At 71.9% G+C, this 21,320-nt stretch carries 18 protein-coding genes; 12 read left to right on the top strand and 6 right to left on the bottom strand.

Annotated elements, in window-relative coordinates; genetic code table 11:
- Nucleotides 1–10: 10 nt before the first annotated feature.
- From OG758_RS15735 to OG758_RS15680, 12 genes are read left to right on the top strand one after another with little or no spacing between them, the layout of a single operon-like run.
- Entirely contained in the window at nt 11–553 is a 543-nt protein-coding gene (locus tag OG758_RS15735) for an SUKH-4 family immunity protein (RefSeq protein ID WP_326710589.1), read from the top strand.
- The gene (locus OG758_RS15730) at nt 550–1,236 is read left to right on the top strand and encodes a hypothetical protein (protein ID WP_326710588.1); all 687 of its coding nucleotides are present in this window, start codon (nt 550–552) and stop codon (nt 1,234–1,236) included. The genes OG758_RS15735 and OG758_RS15730 overlap by 4 nt, the downstream gene beginning before the upstream one ends.
- A gap of 12 nt (nt 1,237–1,248) precedes the next feature.
- The gene (locus tag OG758_RS15725) at nt 1,249–1,608 is read left to right on the top strand and encodes a hypothetical protein (protein ID WP_326710587.1); all 360 of its coding nucleotides are present in this window, start codon (nt 1,249–1,251) and stop codon (nt 1,606–1,608) included.
- Entirely contained in the window at nt 1,601–2,740 is a 1,140-nt protein-coding gene (locus OG758_RS15720; RefSeq protein WP_326710586.1) for a hypothetical protein, read from the top strand. Before OG758_RS15725 ends, OG758_RS15720 begins: the two co-directional genes overlap by 8 nt.
- Nucleotides 2,741–2,776: 36 nt before the next feature.
- Nucleotides 2,777–3,313 carry a phage baseplate assembly protein V gene (locus OG758_RS15715; RefSeq protein WP_326710585.1) on the top strand — a complete coding sequence of 179 codons (537 nt, stop codon included), beginning with the start codon at nt 2,777–2,779 and terminating at the stop codon, nt 3,311–3,313.
- A gap of 19 nt (nt 3,314–3,332) precedes the next feature.
- Nucleotides 3,333–3,668, top strand: coding sequence for a hypothetical protein (locus OG758_RS15710; protein WP_326710584.1), 336 nt, complete (start codon nt 3,333–3,335; stop codon nt 3,666–3,668).
- Nucleotides 3,665–4,057: a GPW/gp25 family protein gene (locus tag OG758_RS15705; RefSeq protein WP_116508651.1), complete on the top strand. Its 393-nt coding sequence runs from the start codon at nt 3,665–3,667 to the stop codon at nt 4,055–4,057. The genes OG758_RS15710 and OG758_RS15705 overlap by 4 nt, the downstream gene beginning before the upstream one ends.
- Entirely contained in the window at nt 4,054–7,167 is a 3,114-nt protein-coding gene (locus OG758_RS15700) for a putative baseplate assembly protein (protein WP_326710583.1), read from the top strand. The genes OG758_RS15705 and OG758_RS15700 overlap by 4 nt, the downstream gene beginning before the upstream one ends.
- Entirely contained in the window at nt 7,164–11,003 is a 3,840-nt protein-coding gene (locus OG758_RS15695; RefSeq protein WP_326710582.1) for a putative baseplate assembly protein, read from the top strand. Before OG758_RS15700 ends, OG758_RS15695 begins: the two co-directional genes overlap by 4 nt.
- A complete protein-coding gene (locus tag OG758_RS15690) occupies nt 11,003–13,171 on the top strand; it encodes a hypothetical protein (RefSeq protein WP_326710581.1) in 2,169 nt (722 codons plus the stop codon). The genes OG758_RS15695 and OG758_RS15690 overlap by 1 nt, the downstream gene beginning before the upstream one ends.
- 54 nt (nt 13,172–13,225) lie before the next feature.
- A complete protein-coding gene (locus OG758_RS15685; RefSeq protein WP_326710580.1) occupies nt 13,226–14,785 on the top strand; it encodes a DUF6519 domain-containing protein in 1,560 nt (519 codons plus the stop codon).
- Entirely contained in the window at nt 14,785–15,672 is an 888-nt protein-coding gene (locus OG758_RS15680) for a peptidoglycan-binding protein (RefSeq protein WP_326710579.1), read from the top strand. The genes OG758_RS15685 and OG758_RS15680 overlap by 1 nt, the downstream gene beginning before the upstream one ends.
- Nucleotides 15,673–15,721: 49 nt before the next feature.
- Here OG758_RS15680 and OG758_RS15675 read toward each other — a convergent pair whose 3' ends face one another.
- The 6 genes from OG758_RS15675 to OG758_RS15650 form a co-directional block, all read right to left on the bottom strand.
- Nucleotides 15,722–16,498: an aminoacyl-tRNA hydrolase gene (locus OG758_RS15675; protein ID WP_382059635.1), complete on the bottom strand. Its 777-nt coding sequence runs from the start codon at nt 16,496–16,498 to the stop codon at nt 15,722–15,724.
- A 57-nt stretch (nt 16,499–16,555) separates the two neighbouring features.
- Entirely contained in the window at nt 16,556–16,750 is a 195-nt protein-coding gene (locus OG758_RS15670; protein WP_266558718.1) for a hypothetical protein, read from the bottom strand.
- Nucleotides 16,751–16,784: 34 nt separating this feature from the next.
- Complete coding sequence (locus OG758_RS15665; protein WP_442810426.1) at nt 16,785–17,639, bottom strand: polysaccharide deacetylase family protein; 855 nt, start codon at nt 17,637–17,639, stop codon at nt 16,785–16,787.
- A 100-nt stretch (nt 17,640–17,739) separates the two neighbouring features.
- Nucleotides 17,740–18,603 (bottom strand): ABC transporter substrate-binding protein, encoded by an 864-nt coding sequence (locus tag OG758_RS15660; protein ID WP_326710577.1) that lies wholly within the window; start codon nt 18,601–18,603, stop codon nt 17,740–17,742.
- 150 nt (nt 18,604–18,753) lie between these two features.
- Nucleotides 18,754–19,578, bottom strand: a complete 825-nt coding sequence (locus OG758_RS15655) for a polyphosphate kinase 2 family protein (RefSeq protein ID WP_326715934.1) — start codon at nt 19,576–19,578, stop codon at nt 18,754–18,756.
- A gap of 201 nt (nt 19,579–19,779) precedes the next feature.
- Nucleotides 19,780–21,180: an alkaline phosphatase PhoX gene (locus OG758_RS15650; RefSeq protein ID WP_326710576.1), complete on the bottom strand. Its 1,401-nt coding sequence runs from the start codon at nt 21,178–21,180 to the stop codon at nt 19,780–19,782.
- Nucleotides 21,181–21,320 lie beyond the last annotated feature (140 nt).

The raw sequence follows: 21,320 nt of genomic DNA, 5'->3' as shown, positions 1-21,320 counted from the left end.
AAGGAAAAACATGGCTTCCCATGGCGAACTCGTCGAAATCTTCGGCGAATCGAATATCGAGAAGATGGGCTACAGAGAGGCCTTGCGCATCGGTCTCGATGAAGAGGATGCGCTCGTCTTGTCGCACGTCGGGCTGCCGCGGAATTGCGGCGCGCTCTTCACGACCGAAGTGGACGCGAGTCCGCCGCTGTTCACCGTCCGGAACTTCTCGGACGACGGATCCAATCGGGCGGTGATTCTCGGTGGGCCGCGGGACGACCCAAAGATGCGTTACTTCCTCAATGTCCGAGATCGATTCGTCGGTCTGATCGCTCTTCGCGACGAACCTCGCGGAGAGGTCGTGAACAGCACCCTGGCCGACTTTGTGGAATTCCTCTACCACATCGCTCGACGTGACGTCTCGCCCGCGCCGGCATCTGCGGCCGAAGGCGTGCAGGACGCCGACCAGCTCGCGGAGATCCTCATCGACCGAGACCCGCATGCCTTCCGGGAGCCGGACACCTGGTGGTCGATCGCACTCACGCAGATCAGAGAACACGAAGAGGGCTCATGACCCGCTACGCCGACATCCCCAAACCCATCCGCTCCGGAATAGTCGTCGTCAACCCCGACACCGGCACCCCCCAGCGCATCATCGTCCTGCAGTTCAACCCGGACACCCTGGAGCGCAGCATCGCCCCCCAGTCCGCCGGTGACAGCAAGGACGGCGGAAGCGGTGGCACCGGGAGTGGGGACCGGAATGAGGCGCTGCGCCTCAAGGGTCCCGCCGAGGAGACCTGGAAGTTCACCGCCGAGATCGATGCCACCGATCAGCTGGAGATCGCGGCGCCCGACGGGATTCACCCGCAGCTCGCGACCCTCGAAATGCTCGTGCAGCCCACCACCGCTCAGCTGCGCGCCGCCAGTCGGCTCGCGCAGAACGGGACCATTGAGATCAGTCCGATCGAGATGCCGTTGACGTTGTTCACGTGGGGCAGCAAGCGGATCATGCCCGTGCGGCTCACCGAGCTTTCCGTCAATGAGTCCGCCTTCGACGTGAATCTCAATCCGATTCGGGCCTCGCTGAGCATCGGGATGAAGATCCTCACCGTCAGTGATCTGCCGGCCGGGCACCGCGGTGCCGATCTGTACATGGCCCACCTCGCGCAGAAGGAGCGGCTCGCCGCCGCCGCGCGCGGCGGGAGTCTCGGGGCCCTCGGACTGCCGGGTGCCGACGTGCTGAGTGGAAGGGGTTGACGGGCCACCGTCATGGCTGACATCGAGTCCTACGAGAGTGCCCTGAGCGCGATACCCGGGGCCCATCCTTATCCGCGGAGCAGCCGGTACCACGACGCCGAGATCGGCATACACGTCCAGAAAGACGGGACCGAAGTCCGTTACGCCAAGCGCCGGTTACTGCCTCCGCTCGACGCACAGGAGACGCAGGAACATGTCGTGGGGGCAGGCGAGCGGGCCGATCTGCTCGCCCAGCAGTACTTCGGCGACCCCGGCCAGTGGTGGCGGATCGCCGACGCCAATCCCGTACTCGATCCACGGGAGTTGACGGACCAGGCCGGGGTCGGACGGGTCATCGACATCCCTGCGCCCGGAGGGCACCGGCGTGTCTGAGCAGCCCGTCGGGCAGGGTCCCGTCCACATCACGCTCCTCATGGGGCCGAAGCTCGCCCGGCCCGTGCCCGCCGAGGTGACCGAGGCCCTCCTGTCCGCCCAGATCACCGCCACCGCCGGCGAACGCAGCGGGTTCCAGCTGGCCTTCGATCTCACCAAGACCGGCGTCATCAACCAGCGGCTCCTGCCCGAGGGGTTCTTCGATCCCAAGACGCGGCTCATCGTCACCGTCAGCGTCCGGGGTACCCCCGACGTGCTCTTCGACGGGCTCATCGTCCGTCAGGAGGTCGGCGCCAGCAACCAGCCCGGGCACTCCACCCTCACCGTCACCGGCGAGGATCTGACCCTGCTGATGGATCTGGAGGAGCGGACCGCCCGGTACCCCAACCTCCCGCCCTCCGAGCGGGTTCTGAGCATCCTGCGGCGCTACTCCGACTACGGAATCCGGCCCGACGTCTACGCCGAGAAGATCACCCAGCCCCCGCACCAGGACCTCCGCGTCCACTACCAGACCGGCACCGATCTCCAGTACGTCACCGATCTCGCCCGCGCCAACGGGTACACCTTCTACCTCGACCCCGGGCCCAACTCCGGCCAGTCCTCCGCCCGTTGGGGACCCGAGGTCCGCCTCGGCATCCGGCAGCACGCCCTCAACGTCAACATGGACGCCAATACCACCGTCGATCAGCTGACGTTCGCCTACGACGGGACCGCTCGGGAAGAGCCTCAGGCCCGGTGGCAGGATCCGGGGACCCGGCAGTCCACGCTCCTGCCCCAGCCGCCGATCAGCCCCTTGCGGCCGCCCCTCGGCCGCCGACCCACCCCTGCCCTCAAGCGCAAGACCCTCTCCGGCACCGCCAAGCAGCAGCGCGAGCAGGCCGAGGCCGAACTCCTCGCCCGGGCTGCCGTGTCGGCGGATGTCGTCTCCGGGTCCGGGTCGCTCGACGTCAACCGGCACGGGTACATCCTGCAGCCCCGCCAACTGGTGGGCGTGCGCGGCTCCGGGCGGGCCTACGACGGCGACTACTACGTCAAGTCCGTCACGCACAACCTGCGGCCGGGGTCCTTCCAGCAGAACTTCACCCTCTCCAGGGAGGGGCTGGAGGCGCGCAGCGACTACGTCCGGCCGTAAGAACACGAACGACGCACCGATCAGGAGTAGTTCAGCATGGCGGCACCCAACAACAGCTACCTCGGCAAGTTCCGCGGCCGGGTCGTGGACAACAACGATCCGCTGCGCATCGGCCGTATCACCGTCGAGGTCCCGGACGTCCTCGGTGACGAGGCGTCCACCTGGGCGCTTCCGTGTCTGCCTTTCACCGGGCCCGAGGCCGGGCAGTTCGTGGTGCCGCCGCCGGGCGCGGGTGTGTGGGTGGAGTTCGAGCAGGGGGACCCCAGCTTCCCCGTGTGGACCGGGTGTTGGTACGGCACGGCCGAGGAGCTGCCGCCCGACGCACGGCGTGAGCTGGCGGCGAACTCGCCCAGCAAGCCGGTCGTCGTACAGACACCGGCCGCGCACAAGCTCGTCATGAACGACACCGCCGGCGCCGGGCAGGGGATCCTGCTCCAGGCTCAGGGCGGCGCGTACATCCGCATCACCAGGGAGGCCGTGGTCATCGCGACCGGCGCAGGAGCCGAAGTCGTACTCCGCGGCAACGAAGTAACCATCAACGAGGGCCAGTTGACCGTGCTCTCGAAGCGATAGAAGACGGGGGAAGCACCAAGTGTCCGGGAGTCTGCTCGACGCCGGCGCCGTGATCGGCTGCCCGCACGGCGGCCGCGTCACCGCCGCCATCACACCTTCCGGCGGCGTACGCATCGAGGGTGCGGCCGTCGCCACGGCCGCGCACACGTACGTCGTCACCGGCTGCCCGCACACCCAGGACGGTGTGCACAAGCCCTGTGTCTCGGTCCGCTGGACCGCCGACGGCACCGGCGTCACCGTCGCCGGCGTCCCCGTGCTGCTCGACACCTCGGCGGCCCAGTGCTTCACCGCGGCCTTCGTGCCGCAGGGGCCGCCCGTCGTCCAGGCCGCCCAGCGAAAGGTGACCGTCCGATGAGCCCGACGAGCCGGGGAACCCGCCCGCGCAGCGACATCGCGTTCCCCTTCCGTGCCGACCGCCGGGGACGCACCGCGCACGCCGCCCACGGTGAGCACGTCCACGACCTGATCGAGCAACTGCTGTTCACCAGCCCCGGCGAGCGGGTGATGCGCCCCGACTTCGGCTGCGGGCTCCTCGACCTGGTCTTCGCCCCGAACAGCCCCGAACTCGTCAGCACGCTCGAACTGTCCGTGCAGGCCTCGCTCCAGCGCTGGCTCGGCGACCTCATCGACGTGGTGGCCCTCGACGTGGAGAGCGCCGACGACGCCGTTCGGGTCCACCTGTCGTACGTCCTGCGCGCCACCGGAACCCGCGCGGACGACGTCTTCGAAGGGAGGGCGGCGTGACCACCGGAACCACCACCTCCCGCCGCGTCAAGGTAAGAGCCGCTCAGCTCAACGGAGTCGACTCCGTCGAGGTCAGTGACGACGGGCTGCTGCTCACCGTCATGTTCCTCGGGAAGGCGCCGCACGGCCTCGGACCGGAGAACGTCCGGATCGACGGCGGCCGGCGGATCACCGGCATCACAGTCGTCGACGTCAGCATCGAGCGCGAGGAGGACCCGGAGCTCGACGACCTGCTCTACGTCACCCTCGACCAGGCCGGAGACACCTCGCGGCACGTGCTCTCGCTCGTCGAGACCGACCCGTACGGGCGTCCGGGAACGGAACCCTTCCGGGGTTTCGACCAGCGCTATCACCGCGCGTCCTTCTCCTTCCGGCCCGACTGCCCGTCCCCCTTCGACTGCAAGGAGGACGAGCCGGAGACGGACGGCTTCCCCGCGGCGCCCGTCGTCGACTACACGGCCCGCGACTACGACACCATCCGCAAGCTGCTCCTGGACCGGCTCGCGCTCACCACCCCGGACTGGGTCGAGCGCAACCCCGCCGACCTTGGTGTCACGCTCGTCGAACTGCTCGCGTACACCGGCGACCAGATCAGCTACCAGCAGGACGCGGTGGCCACCGAGGCCTACCTCGACACCGCGCGCCGCCGGGTCTCCGTACGGCGGCACGTCCGGCTCATCGACTACGCCATGAACGACGGCTGCACCGCGCGGGCGTACGTCACCGTGCAGACCGCGGGTGACACCACCCTCGCTCCGGGCACTTTCCGCTTCGCCTCCGTCGACGTGCGCACCCTCGATCCGCACGACCGGCCCGAACCGGGCACGGTGATCGACGAGAGCGACGTCGGCGACCTGGACGAGCGCGGCTCGGTGGAGGTCTTCGAACCGGTCGTCGCCGCCGACCCGCTGGAACTGAAGGTCGCGCACAACGGGATCCGCCTGTGGACCTGGGGCGGCGAGGTGTGCACCCTGCCCACGGGCGCCACCTCCGCCACCCTGCGCGACGAGTGGGACGACCCGGAGACCTGCCGGGAGCGCCGACTCGCCCTCAGCCCCGGAGACGTGCTGGTCCTGGAGGAGGTGAAGGGCCCGCGTACCGGCACCCCCGGCGACGCCGATCCCCGCCACCGCCAGGCCGTACGCCTCACCTCCGTCACCCCGGGCGTCGACCGCATCGAGGACCAGCCGGTCCTGGAGGTCACCTGGGCCGCCGAGGACGCTCTGCGCTTCCCGCTCCGCCTCACCACGCGCGGCGGCCGCGACTGCCTGCCAGTCGAGGACGTGAGCCTGGCCCGCGGCAACGTCGTCCTCGTCGACCACGGCCGAACCCTCACCGGGCTCCCTCAGACGGCCACCGTGCCGCCCGGTCCGGCCGTCGTGGCGCCCTGCGACCCTCCCGTCTTCGGCTGCGGCGACCGGGACGAGGGCAACGCGCCGGCCCGGCTCATCAACTCCCTCACGGACCGGGCGGCGGACGGGCGGGCACTCGTACCCGACGACGTCCGCGAGCTGTTCGAGGTGGTGGGTGAGGCGGCGACCGTCCGCGCCGGACTCGGTCTGGAGCGCGCCGGGCAGCGGCACGAGCGTGTGGTGCCCGGCACGGCGTACGCCCAGACGGCTGCCCTGCGCACCCTGCTCGCGCAGTCCGTCTACCCGGGCATCGTGCCCCGCTTCCGCCCCGTTCTCGGCCGTTCCCCGGTCGTACAGGCGGTGCCGTTCCCCGACGCGCAGGTCGTGGCCGCCGGGCAGGCCGAGCGGATCGCCGCGATCGCGGGCCGGGTGCGACAGCGGCTCGTCGAGCTGTGGCGCAGCGCCCGCGACCGCGACGGGCTCGGGGACGAGGAGATCGAAGAACTCGCCGTGATCTACGGCCTGAAGGTCCTGGAGCGGCTCGAACTCCGCACGCATCCCGTCCGCGCCCTGCGCGAACTCCTGCACAGAAACGACGAGTTGCTCGAAGCGAAGTTGCGCCGCGCGGAGATCCTCGTGTCCCGGGCCCGTGCGGGCGCGGTCCTCGACGGGCACATCGCCTGGGAGATCGCGCACAGCTGGGGCCCGGTGTACGCGGTAGGACTGCACCCCGACGAGCCCGTGCTGCGGGGGTCCGCGGCCGCCGCGCTCGGCCAGGACCCGCGCAGGGCACTGCCCGCCGTTCACGTCGAGGACGGTGACCTGACCTGGACGCCCCGCCGCGACCTGCTCCACAGCGGGCCCCGCGACCGGCACTTCGTCGGGGAGCTGGAGGACGACGGCCGGGTCGCCCTGCGCTTCGGCGACGGCCGGCACGGCGCCGGGCCGACGCCGGGCAGCCGGCTCGCCCTGCACTACCGGCTCGGCGGCGGCATCGCCGGCAACGTCGGCGCGGAAGCCATCAACCACCTGGTCATCCAGAGCGGCTGTGAACAGCCGCGGGCCACCGTGGTCCGCAACCCGCTGCCCGCCACCGGCGGGGTCGAGCCCGAACCCGTCGAACAGGCACGCCAGTTGGCCCCGCTCGACCTGCGCCGCACCCGCCTGCGCGCGGTCACCGCCGAGGACTACGCGGACCTCGCCTGCGCCCTGCCGGGTGTGCAGCGGGCCGCGGCGGAGATCCGCTGGACCGGCAGTGTCCAGGAGGCCCACGTCGCGATCGACGCGTCCGGCAGCGCAGAGCCGCCGGCCGAGCTGCTCGCCCGGGTCGAGCAGTCCCTGGAGGCGTACCGGCGCATCGGCCACGACCTCGTGGTCGGCCCCGCGCGTCTGGTGCCGCTCGAGATCGCGCTGAGCGTGTGCGCCGCGCCCGGCCATCAGCAGGGGCAGGTGCTGGCCGAGCTGTACCGAGTCCTCGGCAGCGGCCGTCTCTCCGGCGGACGGCTCGGGTTCTTCCACCCGGACGCGCTGACCTTCGGCGAGCCCGTCCGCCTGAGCCGTCTGGTCGCCGTCGCCGCGGCCGTGCCGGGCGTGCGGGAGGTCCGGGTCGACCGTCTGCGGCGGCTGTTCGAGCAGGACCGAGGAGAGAGGGAGGACGGCGTGCTGCGGCTCGGCCCGCTGGAGATCGCCACGTGCGACAACGACCCGGACCGGCCGGAGAACGGCCGGCTGGCGATATCCATGGGAGGTGCCCGATGAGCCAGGCCTGTTCCTGCGGGGGCGCGTGCGGCGGTCACGACGAGCGTCTCGCGCCCGCCCCGCCGCACAACCCGCCCGGCCGCACCGCCCTCGACTACCGCGTCGGCGAGTACGGCTCGTTCCTGGCCGCCCTGCTCGACCGGCTCGCCTCACCGGCGTACCCGGCGCTCGGTGGCCTGACCGTCCGTACTCCCGACGACCCGGCGATCGGCCTCCTCGACGCCACCGCCGTCCTCGGTGACCTGCTCACGTTCCACTCGGAGCGGATCGCCGACGAGGCCTACCTCCGTACGGCGGGCGAGCACCGGTCGCTGGTCCTGCTGGGCCGGCTCGTCGGCCACCGCCCGCGGCCGGGTGTCGCCGCCGCCACTCACCTCGCGTACACCCTCGAACGCGACCCGCGTGCCGAGGCGCTGCCCGTGCTGATCCCGCGCGGCGCGCGCACCCACGGCGTGCCCGCCTCCGCCGACGAGGAGTCCGTGACCTTCGAGACCAGCCGGGACCTCACGGCCCGCTGGGACTGGAACGAGCTGAAGGTGCGCAGGCGCCGGCCGTCCCTGGTCACCCCGGAGGATCTGGAGCGCCGCTCCGAACTCTTCGTCGAGGGCACCGCGAACTCCCTGCAGACCGGCGACCAGTTGCTCTTCGTCTTCGGCGAACAGGCCGGCGGGGAGCGGAAGCTGCTGTCTGTCGCAGGCGTACGCATCGACCGGGACGACGACGTCACGGCGATCTCCCTGCAGGAGTCAGCACCGCCCACGCTGAAGGAGTTGGTCGACGAGGTGCGGCGGTGGACCGCCGAGCCCGCGGCGCCCGGTGAGCCGGGGGAGGAGCCGCCTACGCCGGAGGTCCCGAACCCGCGGCCGGTGAGCCGGTTGATCGAGGACTTCGAGGACCAGGTGCTGGCCCCGCTCCGTGCGGCTCTGGACGACGTGAAGACACCCGAGAGCCTCGCGTCCTGCCTCGCGGAGCCCGTCGCCCGCCTCGGTGAGGCGCAGGTGATCGGCGAACCGTGGGAGGACGTGGCGGCCTGGTTCGAGCAGCTGCAGGCGGTGCTGGCCGAACTTGCCGAGCGCGCACTTGAGTTGGCGCCGGCGAAGAGCGTCGAGGACGGTGCGGCGGGAAGTCGTCGGGCCGCGGCGCCGTCTGGGCTGGTCGCGCAGTTCCCCGCGCCCCCGAAGGGCGACCCACGCACCGCCGCCTACCAGGCGCTGTCTGCCGTACTTCCTGCCCTGCGTGCCGCCGGGCCGGCCCCGGAAACCGGTGCTCCACGTGCCAGTACCGACCCTGCCGCTGTCCTCGCGGCCCTCAGCCCCGGCCTCGCCGGCCTCTACCCGGCCTGGCGCAGGGCGGCGGCCGTCGTCCCCGGCACCGCGCAGCTCCTGCGCGACCTGCTCGCGATGCGGGTCACCGCGGCCCCCTTCGGCGCCACGGCCCCGCTCAAGCCCGTCCAGGACGACAAGGGCCGGGTCATCCGCAGCGCGGACTGGCCGCTCACGGGGGCCGTGCTGACCAGCCTGCGGGTCGTCCACGACACCGCGGGCAAGGCGCCGATCCGGGCGGAGTTCCAGTACGTCGAGGGCAACGGCTCCGACCAGCGGGCAGTGCCGCTGCCCGTCACCGGGCAGATCACCTTCGCGCTGGGCCCCGGCCAGGTCGACCTGTCGACGCGCTCCGCACAGGACCGCGAGCTGAGCTGGCTCACCCTCCCCCACTCCCGAACTCGTCCGAGCGGGGGGACCCCCGTCCCCGCCGACTCCCAGGAGCCCGGCGTCACCGCGCGCCTTCGCGACGGTCTGCCCGAATGCACCCTGTTCGTGTCCCGTCCGGACGAGGACGGCCTGATCCACGTCGGCATCAACAACGGCAGCACGCAGGAGATCTCCCTGCGCCCGGGCGCCACCAAGCAGTTCACCCACGGTGAGTACGAGGTGAGCCTGCGCTACGGGGTGGGCAGCAGCGAGCCCAAGGTCGAGATCGTCATCGCCGGCAAGCCGGCGCTCGTCAACCGGCGCGTGCTGCAGCTCGACACCGTGCACACCGGCATCACGGTCGGCAGCTGGGTCGCGATCCAGCGCCCCGCCAAGGGTGCCGAGGACGGCATACCCGGCGACGCCGGGCTCGCGTTCGTCACCACCCAGGTCGTGGCCGTGCGCACAGCGGCGTACACCAACTACGGGATCACCGGCCGCGGCACCGAACTCACCCTCGCCGACCCCTGGCTGGACGAGTTCGACGTCCTGCTGTCGCACATCCGCGACACCACCGTGCACGCGGCGGGCGCGCCGCTGCGCCTGGCCGACGAGCCGCTCGGCGAGGAGGTCCACGGCAACGGGATCGAACTCGCGGAGCTGTACGACGGGTTGGGTGCCGGACGCACCCTCATCGTGACCGGCGAGCGCAGCGACATCCCCGGGACGGTCGGCGTCACCGCCACCGAGGTCGTCACGATCGCCGCCGCCGACGCGACCGTGGACCCGCAGCTGCCGGGGGACCGCGTCCACACCCACCTCACCCTGACCACCGACCTCGCCCACCGCTACCGTCGCGAGACGGTCCGCATCCTCGGAAACGTCGTCGAGGCCACCCACGGCGAGAGCCGGGAGGAGGCCATCGGCAGCGGCGACTCGGACCGTGTCAACCAGACGTTCGCCCTCTGGCAGTCCCCGCTCACCTGGCTTGCCGACGACAACCCCCTCGGCGCCACACCGGTGCTGGAGATCCGGGTCGACGGCGTCCTGTGGCACGAGGTCGACAGCCTTGCCGGACGCGGCCCGCGCGAGCGGATCTACATCACCGGCACCGCCTCCGACGGCCGGACGACGGTCACCTTCGGCGACGGCGTGCACGGGGCCCGGCTGCCCAGCGGTCACGAGAACGTCCACGCCCGCTACCGCTTCGGCACCGGCAAGGCCGCCAACGTCCCTGCCGACCGCCTCACCCAGCCCCTCACCCGCCCGCTCGGCGTCACCGCCGTCACGAACCCCCGCCCGGCGACGGGCGGCGCCGACGCGGACGGTCCGGGCCTGACCCGCCGGACGGTCCCGCTGGCCGTCTCCGCGCTCGACCGGCTCGTCTCGGCGGCCGACTACGAGGACTTCGCCCGCTCCCGGGCAGGCATCGGCCGGGCCGCCGCACGCGAACTCTTCGACGGGCGGCGGTGCGTGCTGCATGTGACGGTCGCGGGCACCGACGACGTGCCCCTGGACGGAGACGGGGCAGGATCAGCAACCCTGCGCGCCCTGCGCGGGGCGCTCACCGAGTACGGCGACGTCAACCTGCCCGTCCGCGTGGACGTGCGCGAGCTGGTCCTGCTGCTCGTAGCCGCCAGGGTGAAGGTCGCTCCGGACCACGCCTGGGAATTCGTCGAACCGCGGCTGCGGCAGGTGTTGCTGCGTCGACTCGGCTATGAGGGACGCGAGTTGGGGCAGCCCGCCCGGCTCTCCGACCTTCTCGCGGCGGCCCACACCGTGCCGGGTGTCGACTACGTCGACGTCGACGTCTTCAACGGGGTCCCCGCGTCCGCCACCCCGGAAGAGCTCGCCGAGCTGCTCACCGACCCCGGCGCACCGCGGTCGAGTGTTCCCGCGCGCGAGGCGACGTACGACGAGAAGATCCACACCGTCCGCGACACCGGTGGCGAGACCCTGTCGGCGGTCTGCGCGCGCCACGGCATTCCGCTCGCCGAACTCCTGCGCCTCAACCCCGACATCACCGACACCCGGCGCCTGGCGAAGGGCCGGTCGGTGTCCGTCTTCCGCGGCATCCGCCCCGCCCAGCTCGCCCTGCTGTCCCCGCGAGCCGCGGACACCCTGATTCTGACGGAGGTCAAGTGATGGCCGCGCATTCAGCGGATGTCCAGTTGGACCCGACAGCGCTCACCACGAACCGGGAACCCGACGGCCTCGCCGCCCTGCTGCCCCGCTGGCACCTCCTGCGCGACGCCGAGGAGGGCGAGCCGCTGCGCGCGCTGCTCGCGGTCGTCGCCGAGCAGCTCGACCGGGTCCGCGACGGCGTCGAGCAGGGCTACGAGGACCTGTTCGTGGAGACGGCGGCCCCCTGGGCGCTGCCGTACCTCGGCGACCTGGTCGGATACCGCACCCTGCCGGGCTACGAACGCGTCCTCACCACGGGACTGCACGAGGGCGGGCGTGCCGCGCTGGCCGAGGCCGTCGCGCCGCGAGCGGACGTGGCGGCCACGGTCGCAGGCCGTCGCCGCAAGGGGACCCTGCACCTGCTGGAGGAGATCTCCGAGCAGGTCGCGGGGTGGCCCGCGCGGGCTGTCGAGCTGTCGCGCCTGGTCGCTCACCACCAGTCGGTGAAGCTGTACCGGGACACGGCCGCGGAGAGGGGGCGCCTCCTCGACCTCCGGGACGGCTCGGCGCTCGCACTCGCCGGCGGCCCCTTCGACAGCACCGTCCGCACCGTCGACGTCCGCCGTGCCAACTCGTCGAAGACGCAGGGTGGTTGGACCCCGGCGGGAGTCGGCCTCTTCGTCTGGCGGCTCAAGGCGTACTCGCTGACGTCCTCTCCGGCGTACTGCATCGACCGCGCCCGCAACCTCTACACGTTCTCGATCCTCGGCCATGACAGCCCCCTGGTCACCGAGCCGGTCCCGGAGCCGTCGCCGACCCACATCGCCACGGTCGACAACGTCCCCGCGTTCATCACCCGCCGCCTGCTCCACGACCGCCTCCTCGACTACTACGGCCCCGGCAAGAGCTTCGTCATCCGGCGCGACGGCGAGGACAAGCCCGTACCACCGTCCGACATCGTGGTCGCCGACCTGTCCGAGTGGCGCTACCGGCCGAAGCGCGGTCAGGTCGCCGTCGACCCGGAGCTCGGGCGGATCGCGTTCGGTGCGCGCTCGGCGCCCCGGCAGGGTGTGTGGGTGGACTACCACTACGCGTCCGGCGCCGACATGGGCGGCGGCGAGTACGAGCGGCCCGACCGCGTGGACCGGCCCGACGCCGCCTTCTACCGGGTCGGGCCCGGACAGCCGTACCGGCAGATCATGGACGCGTACCGGGCCTGGCGGCACGACCGCCGTGCGGACCGCACCGGGCCCGACGGCATCATCGAGATCACGCACAGCGGCGCCTACCAGGAGCAGCTGGACTTCGACCTCGACCCCGGCGACCGGCTGGAGCTCCGCGCGGCCGAGGGCACGCGGCCGGTGATGCGGCTGCTCGACTGGTACAGCAACCGGCCCGACGCCCTCAACATCCGGGCCGTGGCGGACGATTGCGCCCCGCACGAGCGGCCGCGCATCGTCCTCGACGGGCTGCTGGTCGCCGGGCGCGGCATCAACGTCACCGGGCCGATGGGAGCCGTCGTCCTGCGCCACACCACCCTCGTACCCGGCTGGTCACTGGAGCCCGAGTGCGAGCCGCACTCGCCCGACGAGCCCAGCCTCGTCCTGGAACGCACCACCGCCTGCCTCCAGATCGAGCACAGCATTCTCGGCACCATCGAGGTCATCGGCGACGAGGTCGGTGAGGACCCCCTCGACATCCACCTCCGCGACAGCATCCTGGACGCCACCGGCCACGACCGCGAGGCCCTGTCCGCGCCGGACTGCCGCCTCGCCCACGCCGTGCTGCACGCGCACCGCGCGACCGTCATCGGCGAAGTCCACGCGCACGCGGTGGAGATCGCCGAGAACTCGGTCTTCACGGGCAAGCTGCGGGTGGCCCGGCGCGGCATCGGCTGCCTGCGGTACTCGTACGTCCCCACCGGCTCGCGCACGCCGCGACGGCACCGCTGCCGGCCCGATCTCACGCCCGGCGTCCAGCCGTTGTTCGCCGCCGTGCGCTACGGGACGCCCTGGTACGGGCAGTTGGCCGACCGCTGTCCCGAGGAGATCCGGCGCGGCGCGGACGACGGTGCCGAGATGGGCGCCTTCCACGACCTGTACCGGCCGCAGCGCGAGGACGGTCTGCGCGCACGGCTCGCGGAGTACACGCCCGCGGGCACGGACGCCGGAATCTTCTTCGTGACATGAGCAGTGCCGCCGTACGACCCACCCGCACTTTCCTGAACCAGGGGGACCCCCTTCATGCACGCTGATCTCTCCCGTCTCACCTTCCACCCGGAGCGGCACTACTCCGCGGTCGTCGCCCAGCAGGGCCGCGTCCAGCTCGACGCCGACGCCAACGAGCAGACCGCGATCCAGCTCCACCGGGCCCGCACCCTCGCCGCGGACCTGATCGGCCGCTACGGCGGGCCGCGCGACGCGGCGGGCTTCCGCGTCGAGTACGTGGGGGGCAAGCACGACATCGACACCCTCTACATCCACGGCGGCCGCTACTACGTCGACGGCATCCTGCTCGACGCGGACCGCCCGGCGCCCGGCACGCCCGTGCCGGACGAGAACGCCGAGACCGCCGAGACCGCCAAGGACACGGCCACCCCGCCGTCGTACTGGACCTACTGGGACCAGCCCGACGCCTTCCGCGATCCGGAGAAGCCCGGCGACCGGCTGCCCTCGCCCGCGCAGTCGCCGTTCGTGGTCTACCTGAACGTGTGGGAACGGTCGGTGAACGCCGCCGAGGAGCCGTCGCTGCGCGAGGTCGCCCTCGGCGCGGCGATGCCGGACACCGCGGCCCGCGTCAAGGTGGTCTGGCAGGTGCTTCCGCTGTCCCTCGCGGCGCTGGCGATCGAGGACGCCGACCCGTCGAAGGAGGTCGTCCGCGCCGCCTTCGACAAGTGGGCGCAGCGCCAGGCGGCAACCACCGCCCGGCTGGCCGCCCGCAGCGAGCGGCCCGACCACGCCGACGAGGACCCGTGCCTGGTCAGGCCCGACGCCCGTTACCGCGGTCCGGAGAACCAGCTGTACCGGGTCGAGGTCCATGCCGGCGGCGAGGCGAAGGACGCCACCTTCAAGTGGTCCCGCGAGAACGGCTCGGTCGTCTTCCCGGTCGACGCACTCGACGGCACCTGGGTGCAGCTGGCGTCCCTCGGCCACGACGACAAGCTCGACCTGGACGTCGGCGACTTCGTCGAGTTCACGGACACCGCCTACGCCTCCCGCCTGGAAGCCCTGCCCCTGCTGCGCGTCGAGGAACTCGACCTGCCGGGCCGCCGGGTCCGCCTGTCCGCCGAGCCCGGGCCGGGCGTCGGCCGGCTTCCCCACCTGCACCCGTTCGTGCGCCGCTGGGACCACCGCGAGGGCCCGAAGCGCAGGGGCCGGACCGCAGCCCTGAAGGGCGGCGCCGTCCCCGTCGCGGAGGGGGAGTGGCTGCCTCTGGAGGACGGTGTCGAGGTGTACTTCGCCAAGGACGGCACGTACCGGACCGGCGACCACTGGCTCGTCCCCGCGCGCACCGCCACGGGAAGCGTCGAATGGCCGACGGACCCGGCGCGCCGCCCGCTGCTCCAGGGGCCCGCCGGTATCGCCCGTCACTTCGCCCCGCTGGCCCTGGTCAAGGGCGAGGAGAGCGCCGTCGACCTGCGCCTCGCCTTCGGCCCGCTCGCGATCGGCATCCCGGCCGCGGACGAGGCGACCCTTGCGGCGGAGGAACAGGCACACCGTGAGGAACTCGCGGCCGAGGGCCCCTCGCACGGGAGGTCGCAGACCACCGCAGAAGCGGAGTCCGCCGTGGAAGGAGACGAGTGATGGCCACACCTCTGAGCGCGTCCAAGCTGGTGGAGATCCTGCGTAAGGAGGGTCTGACGGTCCACGAGGTGCGCAACTGGCGTTCGCACAACCGCAATACGAAGGGCCCCTGGGGCCCGGTGAACGGCGTGATGATCCACCACACCGTCACCTCGGGCACGGACGCCTCCGTGAACATCTGCTACAACGGCTACTCGGGCCTGCCGGGGCCGCTGTGCCACGGCGTCATCGACAAGAAGGGCGAGATCCACCTCGTCGGCAACGGCCGTGCCAATCATGCGGGGCTGGGCGACAGCGACGTCCTGCGCGCCGTGGTCGACGAGTCGAGGCTGCCGCACGACAACGAGGCCGACACCGACGGCAACCGGCACTTCTACGGCTTCGAGTGCATCAACCTCGGCGACGGCAAGGACCCCTGGCCCGAGGCGCAGAAGGAGGCCATCGAGAAGGTGTCCGCCGCGATCTGCCGTCACTACGGCTGGAGCGAGCGGTCGGTCATCGGCCACAAGGAGTGGCAGCCGGGCAAGCAGGACCCGCGCGGCTTCACGATGGACGGCATGCGCAAGCGGATCGCCGACCGGCTCGCCGGGAAGTCCCAGGGTTCCGAACCCGACCCGAAGCCCACGCCGTCCAAGCCGTCGCACGCCCCGTTTCCGGGCAGCGGCTTCTTCCACAACGGTCAGAAGTCCGCGCTCATCACGGCCATGGGCCGCCGCCTGGTCGCCGAGGGCTGCGACCACTACGAGGAGGGGCCCAGCCCCGAGTGGACCGACGCCGACCGCAAGTCCTACAAGGCCTGGCAGCAGAAGCTCGGCTTCAAGGGCAAGGACGCGGACGGCATTCCGGGGAAGACCAGCTGGGACAAGCTGAAAGTCCCGGCGTCCTGAGAGCCGTCAGCGGGCGGGCTGCCCAGGACGCCGACGCGGAGCAGCCCGCCTACGGCCGTCGTGCGCGCGGGAGAGGGCAGAAGTGGCTGCCTCCTTCGGCCACCACGGTGTTCCCGGGGGCGATCTCCGTGAATCCGGCGTCCCGGACCACCGGCAGGCCGCTCGTGGTCAGCTCGGCCCAGCGGTCCGTGTCAGCGGTGCGTACGGACAGCGGGAAACCGGCGTCGCGCCACTCCGCGCGCTGCTCGTCCGTCAGTTCCCACCAGGCCAGCTGCGCGCCGTGGCCCGCCTGGGCCATCGACTTGCCCGCCGTCATGTCGAGGTCGGGGCTCAGCCACAGGACGGGTGCCGTGAGGTCGGGGTCCGCCGGGGGCTCCGGGTCGTCCAGTTCCGTTCCCGACACCTGGAGCCGGGCCAGGTCCTTGGGCCAGCCGTCGAGCGGGACGGGCGGGAACACCCGTACCTCGGCCGACTTCCCCGTCACCGTGATCCCGTCGAGCGCCTCCGCCCTGCGCCACTCGGCGCCGCGCGCCCGCCGCACCACCTTGCGGATCCGGGCGTCCTGCCAGTCGCGCATGACCTGCGCCCACTCTCCCTCGCCGGTCGCGCGCGGATCGGAGAGGATCACGAGGACGGCGCGGGCCGCCGTCTCCAGGGCGTCGGTGCGGGCCGGGGGAGCGGCCCGCTCGATACGCACCACGAGAGGCAGCACGAACTGCTGAGCCTCGTCGCGTACGGTCCGCTCGGACCGGAAGGGGCTGTCCTGCGGCACCTCGGGGGAGGCGTCGGCGGCGTCGTTCTGGAGGGTCTGGTCGTCACTGCTCACCGGACCAGTCTGCCAGGCGGATGATCGGTTCTTCGCGGCGTCGTGCGACAGCCGCGGTCACCCCGAGCAGGACGTGCGCTGTGCCTCCTGCCATTCGCACACGGGGCACAGCGTCACGCCCTTGCGGGACTCCGGGTACTCGGTGGGCCTGCGGCACAGCACGCACTCGGCGAACGGTTCCGTGGTCGCGCCGGCCGGTTCAGATACGTCAGGGTCCGTACGCGGACCCGGCCCGTCGCAGTAGTCAGCCATGACTCCCACCGTAGTGCGGGCCCCCGGACGGGCCCTAGTGCTGGGCCGTCGACCTGATCAGCTCCGACACCCGCATGAACCGGTACCCGCGCTCCCGCAGCTTCGGCACGACGGCGCGCACCGCGGCTTCCGTGGCGGGCGCCGCGCTGCGGGTGCAGTGCATGACGACGACCGAACCGGGCCGCACCCCGTCGAGCACCTGCTGCGCCACCGCCGCCGAGTCCGTCGCGAACGCGTCACCGCTCACCACGTCCCACTGCACGGCCGTGACGCCCGCCGGGGTCAGCTTCCGGAGCACCTCCTTGTCGTAACACCCGCCCGGGAAGCGGAAGTACGGCACCGTGCGCTTCACCCCGGCCTTGCGGAACGCGGTGAAGGCGCGCTCCACGTCCGACCGCATCCGCGCGGGCGGCATGGTGGGCAGCCCGTAGCACTGGCCGGTGAAGGCGTAGTGGCTGTACGAGTGGTTGGCGACCTCGAAGAGCGGATCGCTCCCGATCGACTTCGCCTCGGCCGGGTACTCCTCGGCCCACCGCCCCGTCATGAACACCGTCGCGGGGACCTTCAGCCGGCGCAGGGTCGCGATCAGGGCCGGGTTGTCGAAGTGCTCACCTGCCGCGGCGCGGGGGCCCTCGTCGGCGGTCATGTCGGCGTCGAAGGTGAGGGCGACGGTGCGGCCCCGCGGGTGGGGAGCGCTCTTGAACACGGGGGTGAGACCGGCGGGGCCCGGTGCGAGTGTGGGCGGGCGCGAGGGCGCGGCGGACGCGGACGCGCTCACCTCCCCTCGCCCCGGGTGCCCGGTGGATCCGCCGCCCCCACTGCACGCGGCAGCACCGACCCCCAGCGCGCCCAGGGCGCAGACCAGCGCAAATCTCCGTACATAGGTCATCACGCGGCGACAATAAACTTACTAATGGGATTAATTGCGCATCATGTCGCCTGTGCGGAGCGGCGTCGGGCCAGGTGGGCGAAGGGCGCCGCCGCGGGGCTCAGGTGTCCCGCAGCGCCCCGGTCACCTGAGCGAAGAACCGCGCGTGGGCGGACTCGCTCGCCGGGAGCTCCGGGTTCCAGGGGAGCAGGCGTGCCCCGGCCGCGACCTGCAGCCAGTGCGGGTCCGCCGCGTACTGCTCGTGCGCGGCCGCGTTCGCGCGGGAGTCGACGAGCGCGATGTCGGGGGTGAGCGCGGCGGCCTGCGCCCACCCGGCCGTGCTCCAGTTGGCGCCCGGCCCCTGTGGCGGTTCGACGGTGCGTACGCCGAGGGCCGTCAGCGCGCTCAGGTCGGGCCACTTGGCGGGGCGGGCCAGATGGACACTGTCGGGGCCGCCCGGTGACAGGGCCAGTACCCGCCCCGGATTGTCCTGCGCGGCCTGCTCCAACTCCCGCATGGCGCGCTCCAGTTCGGTCCCGGCCCGGTCCCGCGCCCCGAGCGAGCGTGCCAGCCCGGCGAAGCGCTCCCTGACCGCGGTGAGTGAGCGGCCCTGCCCGACGTCGACCACGACGACCGGGACGTGCTCCTCCAGATGCTTCGCCACGTCGGGATCGACGCCGTACACCTGGCCGCCGCCGTAGGTGACGGCGACGACGAGGTCGGGCTCGGCCGCGAGCACGGCCTCCAGGCCGAGGCCCGCGCCCGCACCGAGGTAGCGGACCTCGCCGAGCGGCAGCGTCCCCGCCTTGGCCGGGTCGGCGGCGTCCCCGTCGTGGAACGAACCGAAGATCCCCACCGGCCGTATCCCGTGGTCCCACAGGGTGGCGCCGGCCTGTATGTAGGCCACTACCCGTAACGGCACGTCCCCCGCGGCCGCCACATGCCCGCGGTCGTCGGTGAACTCCCAGACTGCGTGTCGTTCCATGTGTTCGTGTCCTTGTCCCTAGGGGGCGCGACGTCCTGACGGGCTCGTGGGCCCGGCCGGACCCCTAGGACCCTGCCCAGGGGGCGGGAGCGGCACGCTCGGTGAATCAGCCGCAGTTGTGGGCGGCACTGGTGGGGCCGGAACCCCGCCTCACCTCTGCGCGAGCAACTGCTCCCTCGCCGCGGCCACGTCGAAGTCCGCCTTCGGGTACTTCGGGTCCAGCGCCTCCAGATGTTCCAGGAGCAGCTTGCTGACGGCCCAGTTGCGATACCACTTGCGGTCGGCCGGCACCACGTACCAGGGCGCGGCATCCGTCGAGCAGCGCTCCAGCGCGATCTCGTACGCCTCCTGGTACGCGGGCCACAGAGCGCGGTCTTCGATGTCTCCCATGGTGAACTTCCAGTGCTTGTCCGGGTTGTCGAGCCGTTTGAGGAGCCGCTCGCGCTGTTCCTCGTACGAGATGTGGAGGAAGCACTTGACGACCGTCACGCCGTCCTCCGCCAACGACTGCTCGAAGCGGTTGATCTGGCCGTAGCGGCCGCCCAGTCGGCGGTGCGGGACGAGGCCGCGGACGCGGGCGGCGAGGACGTCCTCGTACTGCGAGCGGTCGAAGATGCCGATCTCGCCGGGCTCAGGGAGCGCCCGCATGATGCGCCACAGGAACGGATGGCCGCGCTCCTCGGCGGTCGGCGCCTTGAAGGCCTTGATGCGGCAGCCGGAGGGGTTGAAGAGGCCGATGACGTGCTTGACCGTGCCGCCTTTGCCGCTGGTGTCCATGCCCTGGAGGATCAGCAGGATCCGGCGCCGGTCGCCGGCCGTGCCGGAGGCCCACAGGCGCTCCTGGAGGTCCGCGAGGCGTTCACCCATACGGGCGGTCGCCTCCACGCCCGCGGCCTTGCCGGAGGGGCCCGCGGGCGTCGCCCGTGCGTCCAAGGAGGCGAGATCCACGGGCTTGCCCGCGGGGATGCGCAGCAGCTCACGAAGCGCGACGGGCGACTTCGAGCCGGAGGACTTCCCGGACGGCTTCCCGGGGGCCTGTGCGGCCTTGGCCCGGGACTTCCCGGCGCTCTTGGCCGGCTCGCCCTTGCCCTTCCGCTTCGTGTCCTTGTCGGCCTTGGCCACCGCGCACCCCTTCCCGTCAGGTCCCTCGATCGTGCGACGGACCGGGCACCTGCGCTACCGCTGCCAGGGCCCCGTCACGGCGAAGGTCGTCCCGGGCGTGTAGCAGTTGACGTACATCGTGTCGCCGTCCGGGGAGAACGTGACGCCCGCGAACTCGCCCCACGCCGGTTTCTGCGCCGTGCCGATGTTCTGGCGCCCGCGCGCCATCGCGTACACGTCGCCGCGGCGGGTCACGCCGAAGACGTGCTGCGCGCCCTCGCCGTCCTCGCACACCATCAGGCCGCCGCTGGGCGCGAGGCAGATGTTGTCGGGCTCCTCGCCCGGCAGCTGGACGTCGGTGCTCGGGCCGAAGACGATCACCAGCGTGAGCCGGCGCTTGTTCGGGTCGTAGCGCCAGATCTGCCCGAAGTGATCGGCCGCCGAGCCCTCCGCGCTGTGGGCGAAGGAGGAGACGAAGTAGACGGACGAGCCGCCCCAGTAGCAGCCCTCCAGCTTCTGCGCGTGCGTGATGCCCTTCGGGCCGAAGTCCTGGAGGCGGATGGGGGTCTGCGCGGCCAGCGGGTCGGGTACGTCGACCCACTCGATGCCGTCGAACGTCGCGCCCGTCTCCTGGACCACGGAGAGGTCGGGCACCCCGGGTACCCGCATCGCCTGCAGCGTTCCGCCCGCCCGCAGGGAACCGAGGCCGCCCTCGGGCTTGTCGGGCAGGAAGCGGTAGAACAGGCCGAAGGGCTTCTCGAAGGCGTCCTCGGTCTCGTAGACGACGCCCCGCTTCGGGTCGATCGCGATCGCCTCGTGCTGGAAGCGGCCCATCGCGGTCAGCGGTACGGCACCCGAGCGGTGCGGGTCGGCCGGGTCGACCTCGAAGATGAAGCCGTGGTCCTTGGTGTAGCCGTTCGTGCCTGCCTTGTCCTCGGTCTCCTCGCAGGTCAGCCAGGTGCCCCAAGGCGTGTGCCCGCCCGCGCAGTTGACGGCCGTACCGGCGATGGCGACGCGCTCCGACAGGACATTGCCCCGATGGTCGAGCGTGAGCGCCGTACAGCCGCCCTTGCCCATCGGGTCGTAGGTGAGCCCCTCGACGGTCGGCACGGCGATCTTCGCGGTGACGCGGTTCTCGTGGTTGCGGACCAGGTGGACCTGGCCGTGTCTGCCCTTCAGGGCCGTCATGCCGTCATGGTTGCTGGGCACCTTGCCCTCGCCGGAGCGCAGCGGGTCGCCCTCGCGCGAGAGGACCTTGTAGCGGAACCCCGCGGGCAGATCGAGCAGTCCGGCGGGGTCGGGCACCAGCGGGCCGTAGCCCTTTTTCCCGAGGCTCTGCGCGGCGGCCGTGCCCGCGAAGAGCTCGGAGAGGCTTCCGGCGAAGGCGATGGCGGCGACGGAAGCGCCGCTGCGCGCGAGTACCTGACGTCGTGTTGCGGGGGACTGAGCGGTACGTGCGGTACGTGCTTCAGACATGGGGCAACCTCCTGCTGGCGGACAGGAACTGTGACCCGGCTGTGTCTATCACGGCCCATTCGTCACGGGAACCACGCGCGTAGCAGAGCCAGTTGAGGGTTGGTGTCTCGTGTAACCGGCTTACTGTCCCGTGCGTACGG

Source organism: Streptomyces sp. NBC_01474 (genome assembly GCF_035918215.1).
In the GTDB taxonomy this organism is placed as follows: domain Bacteria; phylum Actinomycetota; class Actinomycetes; order Streptomycetales; family Streptomycetaceae; genus Streptomyces; species Streptomyces aureus.
Note: the sequence above shows the minus strand (reverse complement) of the source record. Positions and strands in the feature narration are given on the sequence as shown.